The following is a 15,969-nucleotide window of genomic DNA, read 5'->3' as shown; positions in this document are numbered from 1 at the left end:
GGACTGCGTGGTGCTGGCCGGGCGGGGTGGCGAACAGCGGGGTGAGGTCCGGGCCGTCGCCGTCCCCGATCGGGCCGACTTCGACGATCTCGCCGATGGTGCGGTGGCGCCCGTGTGGGGTGTCGTGGCGGGTGACGTGGACGATGAGGTCGAGTGCGGAGGCGGTCCAGCGGTGCGCGGCGGTGATCGGCAGCGGCGGGTCCGCGAGCTGGCCGAGCGCGGCGATCCGGTCCGGGACCGCGGCGGCGCTGGTGGCGTGCAGGGTGCCCAACCCCCCGGCTGCCCCGTTGCCCAACGCTCGTAGGAGCGCGGTGATCTCCCCGGCACGGACCTCGCCGACGATCACCCGCGATGGCGAGTGCCGCAGTGCCTGCTTGAGCAGGTCGTCGAGGGTGATCTCGCCGGCGCCTTCGGCTCCGGCGGTGCGGGCTTCCCACGCGGTGACCAGAGGGTGTCGCCGCTGGTCGAGGTGCAGGCCGAGTTCGTAGTCGTCTTCGACGGTGATCACGTGCTCGACCGGGGAGATCTGTTGGCACAACGCGCGCAGCAACGTCGTCTTGCCGGTGTAGGGGCCGCCGCTGACGAGGATGTTGAGCCCGGTGGCGACCGCCGCGGCCAGGAAGGCGTGGAGGCGGTCGTCGAGGGTGCCGTTCGCGTGGAGGTCGTCGAGGGTGGCGTGGGCGAGGCGGTGGCGCCGGATCGCCACCCGCGGCCGATCGCACACTTCCCGCACCGCCGCCACGCGTGCTCCGAGTGGACCGCCGAAGGGGAGGCGCATGTTCGCGATCGGGTGGGCCGGGGAGAACTCCCGGCTCGTGCGCCCGAGGCGCGCGAACATCTCCCCGAGCAGATCCAGTAGCGCCTCGTCGGAGTCTGCGACGGGGTACGGCCAGCGTTTCGTCGTGCCGTCGGCGCATTCCACGAGGACTTGGTCGTGGCCGTGGATGTGGATGTTCTCGATCTCGTCGCGGTCCAGCAGCGGGGCGAGGCCGCCGAGCCCGGCGACCGCACCGCGCACGGCCGTGGCGAGGCGGCGCTCCGCCGGGTGGGACAGCTCGGGCAGACCGCGGCGCGCCCGGTCGGCGACCCAGGCCGTGACCTCTTCGCCGACGACTGCCTCCCAGTCGTGGGCCCCGCCGTCGAGCCGGGCCGCGACCATCGTGCGAAGAGCTTGGACGGCTTCGGGGACGGGGATCGGGTCCCCGTCGTCGAACCAGGGCAGCAGCGTGTTCATTCGTTGCCCGCTTTCAACAGGTCGAGCGCGGCGTTGGTCTCGAACCGCACCGGACGGTGGGCTTGGTGGTGCAGGGCGCGGGCGTTGCGGCGGGTCGCTTTCCACAAGGGCCGCCGCTCGAGGCGTGCTGGGATCCGGGCACCGTCGCTGAACACCTGCGCGCTCATCGCGTCCTCGGGCACAGTTAGGCCCACCGGCAGTCCGAGCACTGCGGCGGTGTCGGCTGTGCCGTGGGAGTCGGCTGCCAGCACCGCCAGTTCCACCGCGGCATACCGGTCGGCCAGGTGGCGGGCGAGGTCGGTGCTGCCCGAGCACGACCGCAGGCTCGGCCGCACCGCCAGCAGCACCCGGTCCGCTTCCGCGAGCAACGGCCACGGGGTCGCAGGCGACCACCGCCCGGCATCGACGAGCACGTCCGGGCCGGAGCGGGAAAGATCCCGCAGGGCGCTGGCCAACCGGGACCAGCCCTCCGAACCGATCGCGGTGGTCTGCTCGCGGTGCAGCACCCCGGGCAGCACCCGCACGTGCCGGGCGTGCGGCACCTCTTGGGCGTGACCGGCGAGCCCTTCGGCAGGAACTGAGGGCATGCGGCGGGTGCTGGCGGCGAAGGTCACCACCCCGTCGGTGGTGATGCGCCCGTCGACCCACCATCGCGACAGCCACCCCGGCACCAGGGACCCGCGCACCGGGTCGGCATCGACCGCCAGTACCGGCCCCGGCCACGCCGTGGACAGTGCCGCGACCGTGGTCGACACCCCCGGAGCACCGAGGGCACTGATCAACGCTGTGATCGCCATGAAGACGTTCTCCTTCCACACAGGGAAAATGGGGTTAGCGGGCGGGGCCGAGGAGGCTGACCTGCGCTCCGCCCACGGCCGCCTCGACCGCGGCCGTGGAGGTGGTTTCGGGGATGAGGACGTCGGCGGTGATCGCCCCCTCGGCATCCGGTAGTGAGGTGCGCACCACCCGCGCGAGAAACTCCTGCCCGTCGGTGGCCTGCGTCGTGCTGGCCGTGGTGTCGTCCGGGGCGGGGTGCACGGCGATCGGATCGTTGGGCGTCAGCCCGCCCGCGGGGTAGTGCCCGGGATCGAGGCGCAGTCCGAGGACCCGCTGCCCCGGGCCTGGCACCGCTTGTGCGGATACGTCCCGCTGGGACAGGAGATCTCCGGTCCGCAGGTTCGCTGCGGCGACCTGGCCGATGAGCCCGGACCGCGCAGTATCGGGGACGGCGAACGCGCCGACCTCGGCTGGAAGGTCGCGTGCGACGACGTCGTCCGGGGTGATCGGCTGGCCCCAGGCCACGTCCCGGGCGAGCACGAGCACCGGTGCCCGGTCGGCCAGGTGCGCCATCAGCGCCGCGTTCCCCGCGACCGCCGCGGCGATCAGCACCCCCGAGGTGATCCACACCCACCGTCGGCGCCGACCAGGCACCCGCGGCGGTGCCGATTCCTGCTGTCGCGACGGCTCCGCCGTCGCGGGTGGTGTGCTGGTTGTGGACATAGTTCTCCCCAATGCAGAAAGGAAAAAGTGCGAAAGCGAAGTGAGTAGTGATGCGGATGTGTCAGCCGGTGGTGAGTGCTTGCGCCTCGACGACCGCGAGATCCACGTCTGCGCGGGAGGTCATCTCCGGCAGTGTCCCGCCGACGGGCACGGTGCCGTCGAACCCGCGCCATGACACGGTCCAGGTGATCGCCCATTGCGCCCGCACCTGTTCGCCTGGGGCCCCGGCGGAGGAGCGTGCGTAGATGAGATCGCAGTCCGGCGAGGGGGCGTGCAGCCCGGCGTCGCGGGTGTACGGAGTGCCCGGTCCCGGGCACGACACCCTCGCCTGCCCGTTGCCGGGATCGACGCTGAGCCGGGTCGGGGTGGCGGTGACCTCGGCCCACACCGCGCCGGACTCGACTCGCCGCGACACCGGCACCCACTGGGCCCGCTCGGTCCAGAACCAGGTGTGCTCACCGACCACCGTCGCCGCGCGACCATCCGGTAAGGCCACATCCGGCGAGTGCGCCGGCGTTGGCAACGGCAGCTGCACCTGCTCGACGGCCTGCCCGGCCAGCGCACCCGGAGACGGTGGTGCCGCAGGATCACCGAAGTCCGGGAAGCGGAACTCCGGGATCGCGGTGAACCACTCCGGAACTCCGTCGCCGCTCGACCAGCTCAACCCCAGCGGCGGACCCGGAACACCCGATCCCACCCCGCCGCTTGGCTGTGCCGAACCCGGTCTGCCCGTGCCCGGTGCCGTGCCGCCGGTCGCCGCGCCGAGATCGATCGACGGTGGTCCGAAGAGACCGTCCGCATCACCCGGGCTGACCACGACTCCGCCTTCGGCGACGACCGCAGGAGCCAGCAGGACCGTGCCGTGCAGCGCAGCGACCATCGCGGCGGCGAAGCACGCGCCCCGCATCAGCACCCACCCCTCGGATAGTCGATCCGCGTGACCCGCCACGCACCGTCCGGGCCGCGCTGGAGGCTGCCTGACACCGGGTTGCGCGCCACCCCGACCGTCTTCGGTTCCCCGGAGGACGCATCGGCCTGTCCCGCGCTGCTGGAATCCTGGCAATCGGTGACGACTGCGCGATCGGAGCCAAGGCGGACGTCGCTGATCCGTGGATGGACCTCGCCGTAGAGGACGATGCCGTGTTCGCGCTGACGGCCGAGGTTGTCCAAGATCGTCTCGGCCATCGACCCGGCCGCCACCTGTTCCAGCTCCGGACGCCACCGCTCGGCCGGGTGCTGCGGCAGCCCGCGCGAGACCATCCAGAACCGCTCGTAGGCCTCTGCGACCGCGGCCTGCTCCCCGGAGAACCGGGCGTCCGCGTGCGGCGGGGGAGCGATCGGAGGCTCCGGGGCCGCTGGCTGCGGAGCCTGCGCGCACCCCGCCAACCCGACCATGATCACGCCAGCAACGGCAGCCACGCACCGAGCAGCAACCCCGGCCCGGCCGCGATTCGCACGCCCGGCCCCCGCAGCCCGGAAAGCCACACCACCGCCGCGAACACCCCGAGCACCAGGTGCGCCGTGATCACCCCGGCCAGCACCGCGGACCAGCCCGACCACGCCCAATACGGCGTCAGCGCCACCAGCAACAGCGTGTCCCCGAACCCGATGTGCCCAGGCACCGCCCACTGCACCAGCAGCCCCACCGCCAGCACCACCACGCTCGCGGCCACCAGCCGAGGAAGCACCTCCGGCCGGAGACCACCGAAGACCACCATTCCGCCGAGCAGCAGGACCGCCGTCCACGGGTGTGGCAACCGGTGGTGCACCGAGTCGATCAACCCCAACACCACCCCGACCACCGCCAGCCACCACCAGGCCGCCAACGCCGGATCCCCACCGAACCGCGCCCGCACCGCCGCCGACAACAACGCCAAGCTCGTCCCGGCCACGATCGGCATCCACCACCGGGGAAGCCAGGGCAACAGGCTCACCGCAATCAGCGGCGCAGCTACCAGCCCCCACGACATCGTGATTACGAGCGCCACCGTGTCCTGCGCGCGCCGTCACCGTGCGACTCCAAGCACTGCGCCCCGCCGACTGGTGCGGGACCGTCCCCGTCCTGGGTTCGCCTGCTGCTTTTCGGCGTAGGCTGCGGCTTCGGCCACGCGCAGCAGACTCTCCAGGGTGTGGCCGTTCTGTTCGGCAGCCTTCGCAACTCCGACCGATGCCCTGACCACTATTTGCTGCCCATAGGGCAGGTCGATCGGCGTCGACATCGACTGGCTGAATCCAGCGAGGTCGGCCATCGCGAGATCCCGGATGACAACTCCGAACTCGTCGCCGCCAAGGCGGGTGACCACCGGAGCTCCGTCAGCGAACGCCCGATCCAACCGTCGTGCGACCTCCCTCAACACCGCGTCTCCGGCGATGTGGCCGTAAGTGTCGTTGACTTCCTTGAAGCAGTCGAGGTCAGCCCATACCAGCGCTGTGCGATCCGGCTCCCCGCGCAGACGAGCCTTCGCTACGGACTCCCAAGTCGAGCGCAGCGGTACTTCGGCGACCACATCCCATGCCCGCGCGCTCGCTGCTGCCAGCTCCGCCTCCAGAACTTCGGCGTACCGGCGCCAGAACTCGTTGCGCTGCCGAAGCTTGGAGACGTAGCTGTGCAAGGAGGAGAGCTTCCCAAAAGCCTTGGCTGCGTCTCGTCCATGGGCTGATAGCCAGGTGGGAAACCATGCCCGCGCAAGTGCGCTGGCGTGAGCTTTCGACGGCATAGCGGATCCTTTCCGATCTTGACGGAAGCGGAGACCTTCGCCAGGCGCCCTGTGCTTCGGTGCAGGCGCGTGAGCTTTTCGGCCTGGCCGGACCAGTTCTACTAGCTCACTATGGTGAGCTGTCTTCGACAGTAAACCCATTATGAAGAGCTATCAACCCGATGTGCGGTGTTGTTCTTAGGGCCTGGCCCTCTATACTGAGATCAAGAAGGTGTGGGTCGCTGGGGGCTGCACCGCGAAGGAGGACAGATGCGCGGGGAGGACGCCGCAGGGCACGGGCACTCGGTGTTCGTGGCGCGGTTGCGCGGTCTCTTCGACGAGATCACCTATGTCGACGAAGAGGGGCGGCGGCGCCGGGTATCCAACCAGTACGTTGCCGAGCGCACGGGACTGTCCAAGAGCTACATCGACGGGCTGCGCAACGGTCGCAACACCAACCCTGGGCTGAACGTGCTCACCGCGCTGGTCTCCTTCTTCAACGCGCACCGTGGACCGGACACGCCGCCGGTCACGGTCTCCTTCCTGGCGGGTGACGATGCGTCGCCGGAGCAGGACGTGTCGTTGCAACAGCAGCTCGCCGACCGGGACGTCCGAGCCATCGCGATGAGAGCCGGGGAGGCTAGTCCGCATCAGCGGCGGCAGATTTTGGCGATGCTGGACGCGTTGAAGAACGTCGAGCCCGATCAGGGCTGAACGGCCGATTTCGTGCCTGGGCGGAAGATGGCTTTGGAGAGTTGGGTCAGCCAACGGACGTCGTCATCCAAGCTTGCGGTGTGCTCACCTTGAGGGATGGGCGCGTTGACGGGCCCGCCGACGGCCTCACTGCCGTCGTGGCGGGCTTCCTCCCTCGCTCGGAAGGCTTCCTCGACATTCGCGGCATGAACGTCCACTGCCGATGCAGCTGCGTCGGGTCGCACGGGGTAGTACGGGGCGAGCATGAGCAATCCATCACGAATCTCGCAGGCGCGACGATAGCGACGTGCGTGAATGCTCCACGGGCGCACGGCGCCGATCGGACGGCGCAAGGTCACCCCGGGGAACGCTTGGTGTACTCGTTTCCATAGCGGGCCGAGTGCGCGGTACTCCTGCCAGTGCCGCCACCACAGCGGTGCGGCTGCGGCCATGCTGACCAGGATCGGTAGAGCAAGCCCGACGGCCAGCCCGGGGATGGCTACGACGATGAACCCGAGGTAGACCCGGCGAAGTTGCGGGACGACCTCGTTTTCGGGGCCGAGGAGTACGCCGGCAGCGGTGGAGCTGGCCGACAAGAGGTTGGCGGCCACCGCTGCGCTAAGGCTGATTGCGACGATGCGCAGCGCGATCCGCAGGTGGCGTTGCTGAACGCGGCGAGCACGACGGACTGCGTGAGGAACTGAGGCGATCAAGGAGTACAGCAGGCCGGAAACCGAGCAGAGCTGGAACAGTGCACCGTGCATGACGCCGTCTCCAGCGGCGTTGCGCGGGGAGGCCTGAACCGCGGTGGGCGCGGTCAGCCAGATGAAACACAGCAGCATCAGTAGCGCGAACACGATGGCGCGATGCCAGCGCATTTCACGGTGTGCCGTGCCGTGGCCGTGGCTGCTGTAGACGAAGAAGGCCAGCAGTGCGAGGAACGCGAGATTCATCCCGACGTTTTGCAGCAGGCTGGGGAGGCCGACCTTGATCGCGTTGAGTCCGGCCTCGATTGGTGCTCGTCCGACGGTGAAGGCCAACGCCGCTGAGGCGAGGCCGCCGGTCACAGTCCGGAGCAGTGGGTCATCAGGCGCTCTGAACAGCTGGAACGCCTTCACGGCGGTCGTTGTCCAGAGCAGCAGCGTGAAGACCAGCATTATCGCCAGCCTTGGTGGTGCGACAAGCTTGCGCTGATCCGCTGAACGGCGGGTTCCTCGCTCACCAACGGCGCTGTGGTGAGCACCGATCCCCATTCCTGAATGATCGTGGCGTGTAGTTCGGCCTCGCGTTCGTAGCGGTCGTCGTAGCAGGATCGTCGCCTTCGGTGCTCGTCTTCTGCAACGTCCCAATCGAGTCCGGCGGGAGGATTTTGCCGAATCGCTGAAGTCGCGGGATCGAACACCTCGGCGTCGCTAGGGTGCTCACCGAGGACGTGGCCGAGTTCATGCAGGATGATGTGATCTTGATGCCAAGCCACGTCTTCCTGCTGGAAGAAGATCGCGTCTCGATCCCGCAGTCGAAACCACAGCCCGAACGGGCCGGGAACCTCGATAGGGTACGGGTACAGCTCGATGGGACGACCTCGTGCCTCACCGAGTCGGTGGCAAAGTTCCCGGACGTCCAAGGGTGCGGATACGTCGAGCTCGCGCAAGAGGCGACGGCACTGCCATCTCAGCTGCCATTCCCGTCGGACTACTCCAAAAGGGGTAACCATAGGACCTCCTCTTGGCAGTGTAGAAGGGCCGGGCCAAAGCGCAAGAACATCGCGAGTGCAACCGGTACGGTTCCACCCGTGCAGCAGATCCTCACCGCACCCCGGCTGTTGACCGGGCGTCCTGATCGACATTTTTCGCCAGGAGCGCTGCTGATCGATGGCGGAACCATCGCCGCAGTGGGAACGCCCTCCGAGGTCGAGTACCAAGCTTCACCCAAGGCTGATCGATACGACTACCCGAATTCGACGATCCTTCCCGGCCTGATCAACTGCCACGTGCACCTGGCCTTCGATGCCAGCCCCGACCCAGTCGGAGCACTTCGAGCCGTGCCCGACGGCGAGCTACTCGAAGCCATGCACGAGCGGGCGCACCAGCATCTGCGTGCGGGTGTGACCACGGTTCGAGACCTGGGCGACCGGGGCGGGCTGTTGGTACGCCTCCGTGATGCGATCGCACGCGGTGAGGCCGTCGGCCCCCGCATCTTGGTCTCCGGTGCACCGCTGACGCCGCGAGGAGGTCATTGCTGGTTCCTCGGTGGCGAAGTCGACTCCGATGCGGAGATCCGCGCGCGAGTTAGGCATAACGCTCAGGCCGGCTCAGACCTGATCAAGGTCATGGGCAACGGGGGGCAGATGACCCCCGGCGGTCCGGGCATGACCGACGCGCAGTTCACACCGGAACAGCTCCGCCTGATCATCAGCGCGGCCCGGTCAGTCGGTCTTCCGACAGCGATCCACGCTTACACCACCGGCACCATTGCTGCCGCCGTAGCAGCTGGAGTCGCCACCGTCGAACACTGCACCTTCCTCGGCGATGACGGAGCTGCCGCCCTTGACGATGACTTGGCCGACCGGATGGCGGCCGAAGGCACCGCTGCTTCACCGGCATTGCCGAGCGGGTGGCGACGCATGTGGGACATGCTCGGCCCAGAGCGCGCCGAGGCCATTGCCGACCGCCTGCGGTGGCTTCGGCATCACGAGGTGCCGCTGCTCTTCGGAAGCGATGCGGGGGTTCCGATTTCACAACACGGCGACCCCGTCAGCACGCTTGAGCTCTACGAGCACATCGGGGTGGCCCACGCTGACATCATCCAGCTCGCCACCACCACCAGCGCCCGTTTCCTCGGGCTCGGTGAGATCACCGGTGAACTTCGCCCCGGGCTCGATGCAGACGTCGTCGTGGTGGACGGTGACCCGCTTCGCGACGTGCAGTCACTGCGCCACCTGCGGCGTGTGCTGCGTGCAGGGCGCGAGCCCGACGGGAACGGCTGATGGTCAGTCGGCGTCGGTGGGCGGGTATTCGCGGAGGGCTTTTTCGGTGATGTCGAAGAAGCAGATCTGGCCGGGACCCAGCAACGTCGAGTGCTGAAGCTCGGCGGCTGCTTCGGCATGGAGGCGGGCGGCCGCTGCTTCGGTGGAGAGGTTCCACGGGTGGAACTCCGGATCCAGGGTGCCGGGCACGAGGAGTCCGCGGCGGACCAAGTCGACGGCGATCTCCGCCGCGCGCGCGTGCAGCCCTTCCGGGCTGGCACCGGTAGCGAGGATCAGGAGCTGACCGATGACGGTGATGTCGATGTAGTCGAGATCGCCTTCCGCGACGACGTCGGCGATCAGCTTGACACTGATCGAAGGCTCCGGCTCGTTCCTATCCTTCGTAGTTGTGCGTTCTGAACCAGCAGACGTCTCCCGGAAGGAACCGGCCCGCTTCCCTGAGCGCGTGATGAGCACCTTCTCGGATCCTGCGCTCGGCGGTGTCGCTGTCGACCGTCCAAGGGGTGAACTCGTAGTCGACCATATCACCGGGAATGATCACGCCGTCCTTCGTCAGCTGAACGGTTACCTCGATGGTGCGCTCAGCGAGGTCCTCCTCGGGTTCTTCGTCTTCCTGCACGAAGTAGTAGATATCGGCCAACTGGATCTCGTCGTCTTCCCCCGATTCTAGGATCCAGTGCAATAGTTGTTTCGAGTACATGTGGGTCTACTTCCTCGGTGGTTCGATGTGAATTTTCAGTGGGTTGTTCGAGGCGTCCCGGATGTCCAGCGTATTTCCCGTGGGGCCCTGGCTGGGTTTCAGGCGATATCCGATGGTACTTCCGTCGGGCATCTGTACTATTTTGTCGTATCCGGGTCGTTCGATCGGTCGTCCGCCGCGTGACAGGTCCGACCACACCTTGTCGAGGTCGTCAACGCTGTCGACGAGGCGGATGGGCATTTTCTTGTTGCGGTCCGGTTTACGTCCGATATCGGCGCCTTTGTTGGCGACGTGGTCGGTGATGCCTTTGCCGTTGTGGGTGGCTTTGGCGAGGATGCGGTCGGCGCGGCCGGTGGTGGTGACGCCTTTGAGGAGGGTGCCACCTTTTTTGATGGCGCCTGCGCCGCCGGCGAGGGTGAGTACGGCGTCGGGCAGGACGTGTCCGGCCCAGCGGGCTGGGTTGGTGTGGAACTGGTCCCAGCTGACGAGTTGTTTCGCGAAGGCGGTGGGGTTCGTGGCTGCGGCGGCGAGGGTGGCGGGGATTTGGTCGAGGTTGCCGAGGATGTCGCCGATGTCGGTGAACCAGTCGCCGATGCCGGCACCGACGTCGCCCAGCAGCTCGCCGGCTTGCCCCCACGCACCGGGTTTCCGGGGTGCGTCGGCGGCGAGGTCGAGGACGGTGGTGCGGGTGCGCTCGCCGGCCTCGGCAAGCTGGTCGCGGGCCCGGTCGAGGAGGTCTTGCGCGGCGGCACGTTTCTCCGCCCCCGGGTCGGTGAAGGGGATCGGTGCGACGGGGGTGCCGGTGGTGGCGGCGCGGTGCTGTTCGCGGGTGACGGCGTTGTCGTGGTCGGTGCGGGCCTGGGCGGTGGCGGCCTCGGCTTCGGTCCACAGGGCGATGGCTTCGGCGGCTTGGGCTTGGGCCCATTCGAGGACTTCGACGTAGCCAGTGAGGACGTCGGCGTGGTCGCGGAAGGCGTCGGCGGCGTTGAGCCAGTCGAGGGGATGCCTGTCGAAGGCGTCGTGGAAGGCGTCGGCGGCGTCGCCTTTCCAATCGGTGGTGTCGAGGAGTTTCAGCGCGTCGCCGGCGCGGCCGAGTCCGGCGGCGTAGCGGTTGCACAGTGCGATCTCGCCGCGGACGGTCTCCGGGTTGCCGGGGATGAGGGCGTGGGGGTCGGTGGTCTCGCCGAGTTCGGGCACGGGTCATCGTCCTTGCTGGAACAGGTCGATGTTGATGTGCTCGGTTTCGGCGTAGGTCTGGGCCGACTCGTGGAGCGATTCGCTGAGGCCGGTGGCGTCGCGCATGAGCCGGTGCAGGCCGTGGCTCCACGCGTCGGCGAATGCGCGGACGGCGAGGGCGAGGGGTTCGTGGCCGTAGTCGCGGCCGGTGTCGGCGGCGAGGTCGGTGACGTCGGCGGTGCCGAGGGTGCTCATGTCGTCGATGACCTGGTCGATGCCGGTCGATGCGTCGATCAGCGCGGACAGGACGACTTCGACGTTCTCGCTCATGCTCTGCTCACTCCGAGTGCCGCGGCGGCCTGGTCGAGCAGGTGTGCCGGGAGCGGGAAGGTGTGCGGGGTGCCGGGATCGAGTAGGAGTCCGACCCCGGAAGGGGTGTGTTCGAGGTAGTCCGCGCCGGGCATCCCGATCGCCTCGCACTCGCCGTGCGCGTGGGCCAGTCGTTCGCGGGTGCTGAACACCGATGCCCACCTGCCGCGGTCGCCGAGGTCGGCCACGTGCAGCGTGGGCGCTTCCGGGCTGGTCCGAGCGTAGAGGTAGGAACGGCCCCAAGCCTCGAACACCGCTCGCGCACCGACCTCGCCACGACGCGCCAACCCGGCGATCAGTACCAGTTCCGGCTCTGCCGACATCATGATCCCTTCCACTGCCGTCGGCCAGGCTACCGAGACCGACGGCGCCCCGGGCCCGTTCGTGCAAGAAGTCCGGAAAGAGGACGTGCCCCGCGCCGGTGATGCGGCGCGGGACACATCAGCGGCCCCGGGCGAACGCCTGCGCGGTGCCGAAGTACTAAGCGTTGGTTTCGGTGGTGAGGCCAAGTCCGGTTCGTAGTGCGTTGACGGCGAGGCGTCGGTGGGAGAGCTCGTTCTTCTCCTCGGGAGTCATCTCTGCGTAGGTGCGATCGTGGCCGTCGGGGACGAAGATCGAGTCGTAGCCGAACCCGTTGGTGCCTCGTGGTGTGCGAGTCAAGGCTCCGTGCAGGTTGCCGGTGAAGACCTGAACGCCGTGGGCGTCGGCGTAGCCGATCGCTGTGGTGACGGTGGCCGTGCGGTCAGTTTCCTCCGCGGCCATCGTGAGCAGGCCTTCGACGCCGCGGGCTTTGAGGAACCACACGATCAGAGCGCCCGGTAGCCCGTTCCAGGCAAGCAGCGTGAGGGCGGTGTCGTCGACCAGGACGGGGGCGCCGTGGGCGAGGTAGGCGTCATGGGCCTTGTGGCGGACGACTTCCTCGACATCGAGCGACTGAATTTCCAACAGATCTTCCTGGACTGGTGTGACCGGCATCTCGAGCAGCTCGGCGTACTCGGCGGCTTTGCCCGCGTTGCCGGTGATCAGCGACAGGTGGTCAATCATAGGGGTTCTCCTGGTGTCGTCTCGTGAATGTTCAGATAATGGAGATCGAAATGCGTGATTCGAATGAATTGGTGCTTCCGTGAGGATGGAAGGACGCTACCACGGGCGGTGATGGCGTCTCCTTTTCGTACTGGTGTCGCGAATTTCCACCAGAACACCGATATCTCAACCTCGCCGGAGTTGGTGGTAACGGTGAACGTGGGAGGGAAGGTGGCAGTGTAGGGGGCGTGAGTGACGATCCCGGTGATTGTCTCCTCGTCAAGTTCCGAGGTGGGGGTGGTGGCCACGTCGAACGAGAGGAGATGGGTCGGGTCTCGGAAGCGGATGGTGGTGACGATGTCGCGGGAGAGCTGCAATCCGGCCCATCGGCGCGCGATGATGGCCGCGAGGGAGTTGTGGGGGTGGCGGAAAACGGTGCTGTAGCGGCGTTGCTGGCGATGTTGCCGCTCCGGTGTGATGGTGGTGAATCCGAGCTCGCGGCGAATGTGAGGGAGGTGATCGGCGAGTGCGGGAACGGTCGTAGCGAGGTCGCCGTGGATGAGGTAGTCGACGTCTTTGCGAACCTTCCCTTCAGCGTTCAGATGCATTCTGAGGAGTGCGGACCCGAAAATGCCTACGGCCTCGTGTCCGAAGAGGCCCGCGAGCTCGTCGTGCAGTCGGGCCCAGACGGTGCCGTCGAGCGTGGCGTGGAGCTCGGGCGCGACGCGAAGAGGATCGTGGTGTTCGAAGATCTCGTCGCGGTCGATGAGTTCGTAGGTGTCGAGCACGTCATCGGGAAGCCGGGTGTCCTCCAAGAAGTTCTTCAGGTACCGGCGTCCTCGATAGAGCCGGTCGCCGTCCGAGGCCGGCGAGTACACGTTGTAGCCGAGGAAGTGAGTGGAGCTGTCGAGGTTGCCGAGTACGCGAACGATGCGGCCGTCGTGGAGCACGACGTGATCGCCGTCTAACAGCAGGGGTTGTGCGGGCTGCATGTGAGGAGTCCTTCGGACGTGGTGACGGGAATACCGTGGGAACGGGCATCGGCGTGCAGCAGGTCCTGCAGCATCATCAGCACGGGCACGTGCTCAGCCCAGGCTTTGCGCTCAGACGTGGCAGCCCTGGTGCGTTCCTTTGCTGCGATGCGCTGGCGTAGCTCGTCGGCGGAGCCGACGGCCAGCACCGTCGCGTGCAAGGCCAGCTCGGGGTAAGCGGTACGCAGTTCCCCGATGAGGTCGCCGTGAAAATGCGCGCCTTCGAGGACGGCGTCGAAACCGTCCCGGGCTAGCTTCGCGACAACGGCGTGGATGGCCGGGGCGACAGCGGCAACGTGCTCGCGGAATCCGGTGGCGATGTTGTCCCGAGTTGGTGGGCCGTGCCGTTGCCACGCGGTATGCGTCACCATCCGCAGTGCCGGTGCTTGCTGGGGCGGAGTCAGTAGCCGCTGGACCTCGCGGAGGTAGTCGGTGCCGATGACCGTGCGCAGCCCGTGGTGGGTGGCCACCGAAATGGCGGCTGTGGACTTGCCCGCGCAGGGGATTCCGTAGAGGATCCGCAGCGCTGCCCGGTGTTCAGCGTGGGCCATAGCGATGCTTCCTGCCCGTGTCCACGACGAGCTCCAGCTCGGCGGCGGTCAATCCCGAAAGAGCGAGGTTCGCGCGCAAGGTCGTGCCGAACAATGCGGGATCGTCGGTGTTGATCGTGACCGGCAGGCCCAGGTCGAGTGCCCGTTTGGCGGGGCTGGAAGAAGCCCAGTCGATGACGTTGAGCACCGTGTTGCTGACAGGGCACATGTCCAAGCAGACGTCGTGCTCGCGAAGCACTGCGATCACTTCGGGGTCGTCGAGCAGCAGCACGCCGTGGCCGATGCGGTCAGGCACCAGGCGCTTGAGCACGTAGCGCGACACGTCGTTGTCGAAGAGCTCTCCCAAGTGGACATTGATCTTCCACCCGTCGGCGCGCAGCTGACGCAGGACGGGCAGCAAGCGGTCGAACTTCGCCAAATCCGCAGGGAGCAAGTTGACGTCGACTCCGGCAAAGAGTTCAGCGGCAGGATCGATCCCCTCCGCCAGCCCGGTGACGACCCGCTCGACCTCGGCGAGAGGTTTGGTGAAGTCGAGCCCTGCCACGAAGGACACCGACAGCTCGGCCCCCGACCGCGCCACGGCTTTCCGAAGGATCGCGATGGCGTCGACTGCACCGCGCAGGTCCCGCCACCGGCGCAGCGACGTACCGATGCGCACGTCGACGTGCTCGACCTGGTCGGCGACCATCTCCTCCACGAACGCGTCGGCGACCCGGTGGAACGTCTCGACGGTGAACATGTCCGGTTCGCTTGCCGCGGTGTGCTTCACCGTCCGCCACAACATCAACAACCGCTCGGCCGGGCTGATCAGGCTGAAGGCGGACGACGACGCGACCGCCCGCACCTCGCCAAGCGTGCCCGACTTGTGCACAGCCAAAGCTCGCAGCGCCGATTCGAAATGGCAATGCAATAACGAATACACCGGATCTCCTTCAAGGTGAGGGATGGGAGAGTGGTGATTGGCGAAATGATCAATCGGAAACGGTAATGCGGAGAACTTCGTTGGGGTGATCCGAAGTAAGCTTCCGGGCTGCATCCGCGTTGCCGGTCATTACGGCGATCACCGCATCGCGCACGACAGGCGCGAAGGCTTTCACCCCTGCTTGGGCGTCGTGTTTCGTTGCGGTGGGAATGAGATGTGTGTTGCGCAGGACGATGTCGTAACGGGATCGATCGGTGAACAGGTCGAACCGATGTCGACGTAAGAACGCATCCCGGTTGAACTCGTCTTTGGCTTTGACCAGATCGCGGCACTCCGCAAGATCCAGCTGGCGCTGGTGCTGCTGAGATACCAGGCATTTCCGGGCGCGCGACGGCAGATCCGACTCGATCCACACCCGCACCAGCGGGTCGGCGCCGATCCAGGCCAGCGCCCACGTATCCATGATCGTCCGACTTCGGAGCCCATGTTCGTGCAGAATCCGCCGCTCCAGGGCGTCATCGATTCCCCCATCTTTACGGTATTGATTGATCTCCTTCAACTTTGAGAACCACACCTGATCCCCGGGCTCTTCGATACCCAGAATCTGCAGGAGAATATCGGTGGCTGAAACGTAATCGTAATCAAGATCTTGCGCTAGCAGCTTTGCGTGCGTCGTCTTCCCTGCCGCAGTCAAACCTGCGAATGCGATATTGCACGAGAGTGACACGAAAAGATCCTCCCTTGTTAATGAATATCGTCCTCGGGTATGTAGGAACGCTGAACGACGAGGTGCTGCCAGCCGTGGTGTTGTCCTCGGGTGATGCGCACGAGCCGGTTGGCTTCTGCGGGGTGGAGCAGGTGCAGGGCGTCGTTGTTGGAGGCCCAGCGGTATTCGGCGACTTCGGTGGGGTCGGGGTCGGGCACGGTGGTGCCGTGGAGGTGGGCTTCGAACAGGAAGTGGGCTTTGTTCTCGCCGGCCGAGGACTCGGCTTCGGTCCATCCGGCCCAGAGCAGTGTTGCGGGTGTGACGGTGAGGCGGAGTTCCTCGTAGACCTCGCGGGCTGCGGCGTGGGGTGGGGAGTCGGGGC

At 67.1% G+C, this 15,969-nt stretch carries 22 protein-coding genes; 2 read left to right on the top strand and 20 right to left on the bottom strand.

What is annotated here, in order from left to right; all coding sequences use genetic code 11:
- From LCD31_RS25625 to LCD31_RS25595, 7 genes are all read right to left on the bottom strand, one after another.
- The coding region (locus LCD31_RS25625; protein ID WP_224962163.1) for a CpaF family protein at positions 1 to 1,234 on the bottom strand (1,234 nt) is incomplete at its 3' end.
- On the bottom strand, positions 1,231 to 2,031 hold the full coding sequence (locus LCD31_RS25620; RefSeq protein ID WP_224962161.1) for a hypothetical protein: 801 nt from the start codon (positions 2,029 to 2,031) through the stop codon (positions 1,231 to 1,233). The genes LCD31_RS25620 and LCD31_RS25625, both read right to left, overlap by 4 nt.
- A gap of 34 nt (positions 2,032 to 2,065) precedes the next feature.
- Complete coding sequence (locus LCD31_RS25615; RefSeq protein ID WP_224962159.1) at positions 2,066 to 2,734, bottom strand: SAF domain-containing protein; 669 nt, start codon at positions 2,732 to 2,734, stop codon at positions 2,066 to 2,068.
- 61 nt (positions 2,735 to 2,795) lie between these two features.
- Positions 2,796 to 3,641: a hypothetical protein gene (locus tag LCD31_RS25610; RefSeq protein ID WP_224962157.1), complete on the bottom strand. Its 846-nt coding sequence runs from the start codon at positions 3,639 to 3,641 to the stop codon at positions 2,796 to 2,798.
- Positions 3,641 to 4,153 (bottom strand): hypothetical protein, encoded by a 513-nt coding sequence (locus LCD31_RS25605; RefSeq protein ID WP_224962155.1) that lies wholly within the window; start codon positions 4,151 to 4,153, stop codon positions 3,641 to 3,643. The genes LCD31_RS25610 and LCD31_RS25605 overlap by 1 nt, the downstream gene beginning before the upstream one ends.
- Positions 4,132 to 4,659, bottom strand: coding sequence for a hypothetical protein (locus LCD31_RS25600; RefSeq protein ID WP_224962153.1), 528 nt, complete (start codon positions 4,657 to 4,659; stop codon positions 4,132 to 4,134). The genes LCD31_RS25605 and LCD31_RS25600 overlap by 22 nt, the downstream gene beginning before the upstream one ends.
- 81 nt (positions 4,660 to 4,740) lie before the next feature.
- Entirely contained in the window at positions 4,741 to 5,346 is a 606-nt protein-coding gene (locus LCD31_RS25595) for a GGDEF domain-containing protein (protein ID WP_224962151.1), read from the bottom strand.
- Positions 5,347 to 5,700: 354 nt separating this feature from the next.
- On the opposite strand from LCD31_RS25595, the gene LCD31_RS25590 reads away from it, so the two are divergent.
- Positions 5,701 to 6,144, top strand: a complete 444-nt coding sequence (locus LCD31_RS25590; RefSeq protein ID WP_224962149.1) for a helix-turn-helix domain-containing protein — start codon at positions 5,701 to 5,703, stop codon at positions 6,142 to 6,144.
- Here LCD31_RS25590 and LCD31_RS25585 read toward each other — a convergent pair.
- Positions 6,135 to 7,280, bottom strand: coding sequence for an MAB_1171c family putative transporter (locus LCD31_RS25585; protein ID WP_224962147.1), 1,146 nt, complete (start codon positions 7,278 to 7,280; stop codon positions 6,135 to 6,137). The genes LCD31_RS25590 and LCD31_RS25585 overlap by 10 nt on opposite strands.
- Positions 7,280 to 7,837: a hypothetical protein gene (locus tag LCD31_RS25580; protein WP_374201681.1), complete on the bottom strand. Its 558-nt coding sequence runs from the start codon at positions 7,835 to 7,837 to the stop codon at positions 7,280 to 7,282. The genes LCD31_RS25585 and LCD31_RS25580 overlap by 1 nt, the downstream gene beginning before the upstream one ends.
- Before the next feature lie 78 nt (positions 7,838 to 7,915).
- Between LCD31_RS25580 and LCD31_RS25575 the strand changes: the two genes are divergently transcribed.
- Complete coding sequence (locus LCD31_RS25575; RefSeq protein WP_224962143.1) at positions 7,916 to 9,109, top strand: amidohydrolase family protein; 1,194 nt, start codon at positions 7,916 to 7,918, stop codon at positions 9,107 to 9,109.
- 3 nt (positions 9,110 to 9,112) lie between these two features.
- Here LCD31_RS25575 and LCD31_RS25570 read toward each other — a convergent pair whose 3' ends face one another.
- The 11 genes from LCD31_RS25570 to LCD31_RS25520 form a co-directional block, all read right to left on the bottom strand.
- Positions 9,113 to 9,565: a hypothetical protein gene (locus LCD31_RS25570; protein ID WP_224962141.1), complete on the bottom strand. Its 453-nt coding sequence runs from the start codon at positions 9,563 to 9,565 to the stop codon at positions 9,113 to 9,115.
- Positions 9,483 to 9,809 carry a hypothetical protein gene (locus LCD31_RS25565; protein WP_224962139.1) on the bottom strand — a complete coding sequence of 109 codons (327 nt, stop codon included), beginning with the start codon at positions 9,807 to 9,809 and terminating at the stop codon, positions 9,483 to 9,485. Before LCD31_RS25565 ends, LCD31_RS25570 begins: the two co-directional genes overlap by 83 nt.
- 6 nt (positions 9,810 to 9,815) lie before the next feature.
- The gene (locus LCD31_RS25560; protein ID WP_224962137.1) at positions 9,816 to 11,006 is read right to left on the bottom strand and encodes a putative T7SS-secreted protein; all 1,191 of its coding nucleotides are present in this window, start codon (positions 11,004 to 11,006) and stop codon (positions 9,816 to 9,818) included.
- Positions 11,007 to 11,009: 3 nt separating this feature from the next.
- Entirely contained in the window at positions 11,010 to 11,315 is a 306-nt protein-coding gene (locus LCD31_RS25555; protein WP_224962135.1) for a type VII secretion target, read from the bottom strand.
- Positions 11,312 to 11,680, bottom strand: coding sequence for an SseB family protein (locus tag LCD31_RS25550; protein ID WP_224962133.1), 369 nt, complete (start codon positions 11,678 to 11,680; stop codon positions 11,312 to 11,314). Before LCD31_RS25550 ends, LCD31_RS25555 begins: the two co-directional genes overlap by 4 nt.
- A 154-nt stretch (positions 11,681 to 11,834) precedes the next feature.
- Entirely contained in the window at positions 11,835 to 12,398 is a 564-nt protein-coding gene (locus LCD31_RS25545; protein WP_224962131.1) for a non-canonical purine NTP pyrophosphatase, read from the bottom strand.
- Positions 12,395 to 13,369 carry a hypothetical protein gene (locus LCD31_RS25540; RefSeq protein WP_224962129.1) on the bottom strand — a complete coding sequence of 325 codons (975 nt, stop codon included), beginning with the start codon at positions 13,367 to 13,369 and terminating at the stop codon, positions 12,395 to 12,397. The genes LCD31_RS25545 and LCD31_RS25540 overlap by 4 nt, the downstream gene beginning before the upstream one ends.
- Positions 13,342 to 13,959 carry an AAA family ATPase gene (locus LCD31_RS25535; protein ID WP_224962127.1) on the bottom strand — a complete coding sequence of 206 codons (618 nt, stop codon included), beginning with the start codon at positions 13,957 to 13,959 and terminating at the stop codon, positions 13,342 to 13,344. The genes LCD31_RS25540 and LCD31_RS25535 overlap by 28 nt, the downstream gene beginning before the upstream one ends.
- The gene (locus LCD31_RS25530; protein WP_224962125.1) at positions 13,946 to 14,881 is read right to left on the bottom strand and encodes a hypothetical protein; all 936 of its coding nucleotides are present in this window, start codon (positions 14,879 to 14,881) and stop codon (positions 13,946 to 13,948) included. The genes LCD31_RS25535 and LCD31_RS25530 overlap by 14 nt, the downstream gene beginning before the upstream one ends.
- A 49-nt stretch (positions 14,882 to 14,930) precedes the next feature.
- Positions 14,931 to 15,608, bottom strand: coding sequence for a cytidylate kinase family protein (locus tag LCD31_RS25525; protein WP_224962123.1), 678 nt, complete (start codon positions 15,606 to 15,608; stop codon positions 14,931 to 14,933).
- A 17-nt stretch (positions 15,609 to 15,625) separates the two neighbouring features.
- On the bottom strand, positions 15,626 to 15,969 hold a 344-nt coding region (locus tag LCD31_RS25520), incomplete at its 5' end, for an NUDIX hydrolase (protein WP_224962121.1).

It is taken from the genome of Saccharopolyspora sp. 6M, from assembly GCF_020176775.1.
GTDB classification, from domain to species: domain Bacteria; phylum Actinomycetota; class Actinomycetes; order Mycobacteriales; family Pseudonocardiaceae; genus Saccharopolyspora_C; species Saccharopolyspora_C gregorii.
The sequence above is the reverse complement of the archived record's forward strand: the minus strand, read 5'-3'. Positions and strand labels throughout refer to the sequence as shown.

What these genes read in the sequence shown, in the direction of transcription:
- LCD31_RS25620 (WP_224962161.1), bottom strand. Translation starts at nt 2,031, where the DNA reads ATGGCGATCACAGCGTTGATCAGTGCCCTCGGTGCTCCGGGGGTGTCG.
- LCD31_RS25535 (WP_224962127.1), bottom strand. Translation starts at nt 13,959, where the DNA reads ATGGCCCACGCTGAACACCGGGCAGCGCTGCGGATCCTCTACGGAATC.
- LCD31_RS25585 (WP_224962147.1), bottom strand. Translation starts at nt 7,280, where the DNA reads ATGCTGGTCTTCACGCTGCTGCTCTGGACAACGACCGCCGTGAAGGCG.
- LCD31_RS25590 (WP_224962149.1), top strand. Translation starts at nt 5,701, where the DNA reads ATGCGCGGGGAGGACGCCGCAGGGCACGGGCACTCGGTGTTCGTGGCG.
- LCD31_RS25545 (WP_224962131.1), bottom strand. Translation starts at nt 12,398, where the DNA reads ATGATTGACCACCTGTCGCTGATCACCGGCAACGCGGGCAAAGCCGCC.
- LCD31_RS25615 (WP_224962159.1), bottom strand. Translation starts at nt 2,734, where the DNA reads ATGTCCACAACCAGCACACCACCCGCGACGGCGGAGCCGTCGCGACAG.
- LCD31_RS25565 (WP_224962139.1), bottom strand. Translation starts at nt 9,809, where the DNA reads ATGTACTCGAAACAACTATTGCACTGGATCCTAGAATCGGGGGAAGAC.
- LCD31_RS25610 (WP_224962157.1), bottom strand. Translation starts at nt 3,641, where the DNA reads ATGCGGGGCGCGTGCTTCGCCGCCGCGATGGTCGCTGCGCTGCACGGC.
- LCD31_RS25555 (WP_224962135.1), bottom strand. Translation starts at nt 11,315, where the DNA reads ATGAGCGAGAACGTCGAAGTCGTCCTGTCCGCGCTGATCGACGCATCG.
- LCD31_RS25580 (WP_374201681.1), bottom strand. Translation starts at nt 7,837, where the DNA reads ATGGTTACCCCTTTTGGAGTAGTCCGACGGGAATGGCAGCTGAGATGG.
- LCD31_RS25540 (WP_224962129.1), bottom strand. Translation starts at nt 13,369, where the DNA reads ATGCAGCCCGCACAACCCCTGCTGTTAGACGGCGATCACGTCGTGCTC.
- LCD31_RS25550 (WP_224962133.1), bottom strand. Translation starts at nt 11,680, where the DNA reads ATGATGTCGGCAGAGCCGGAACTGGTACTGATCGCCGGGTTGGCGCGT.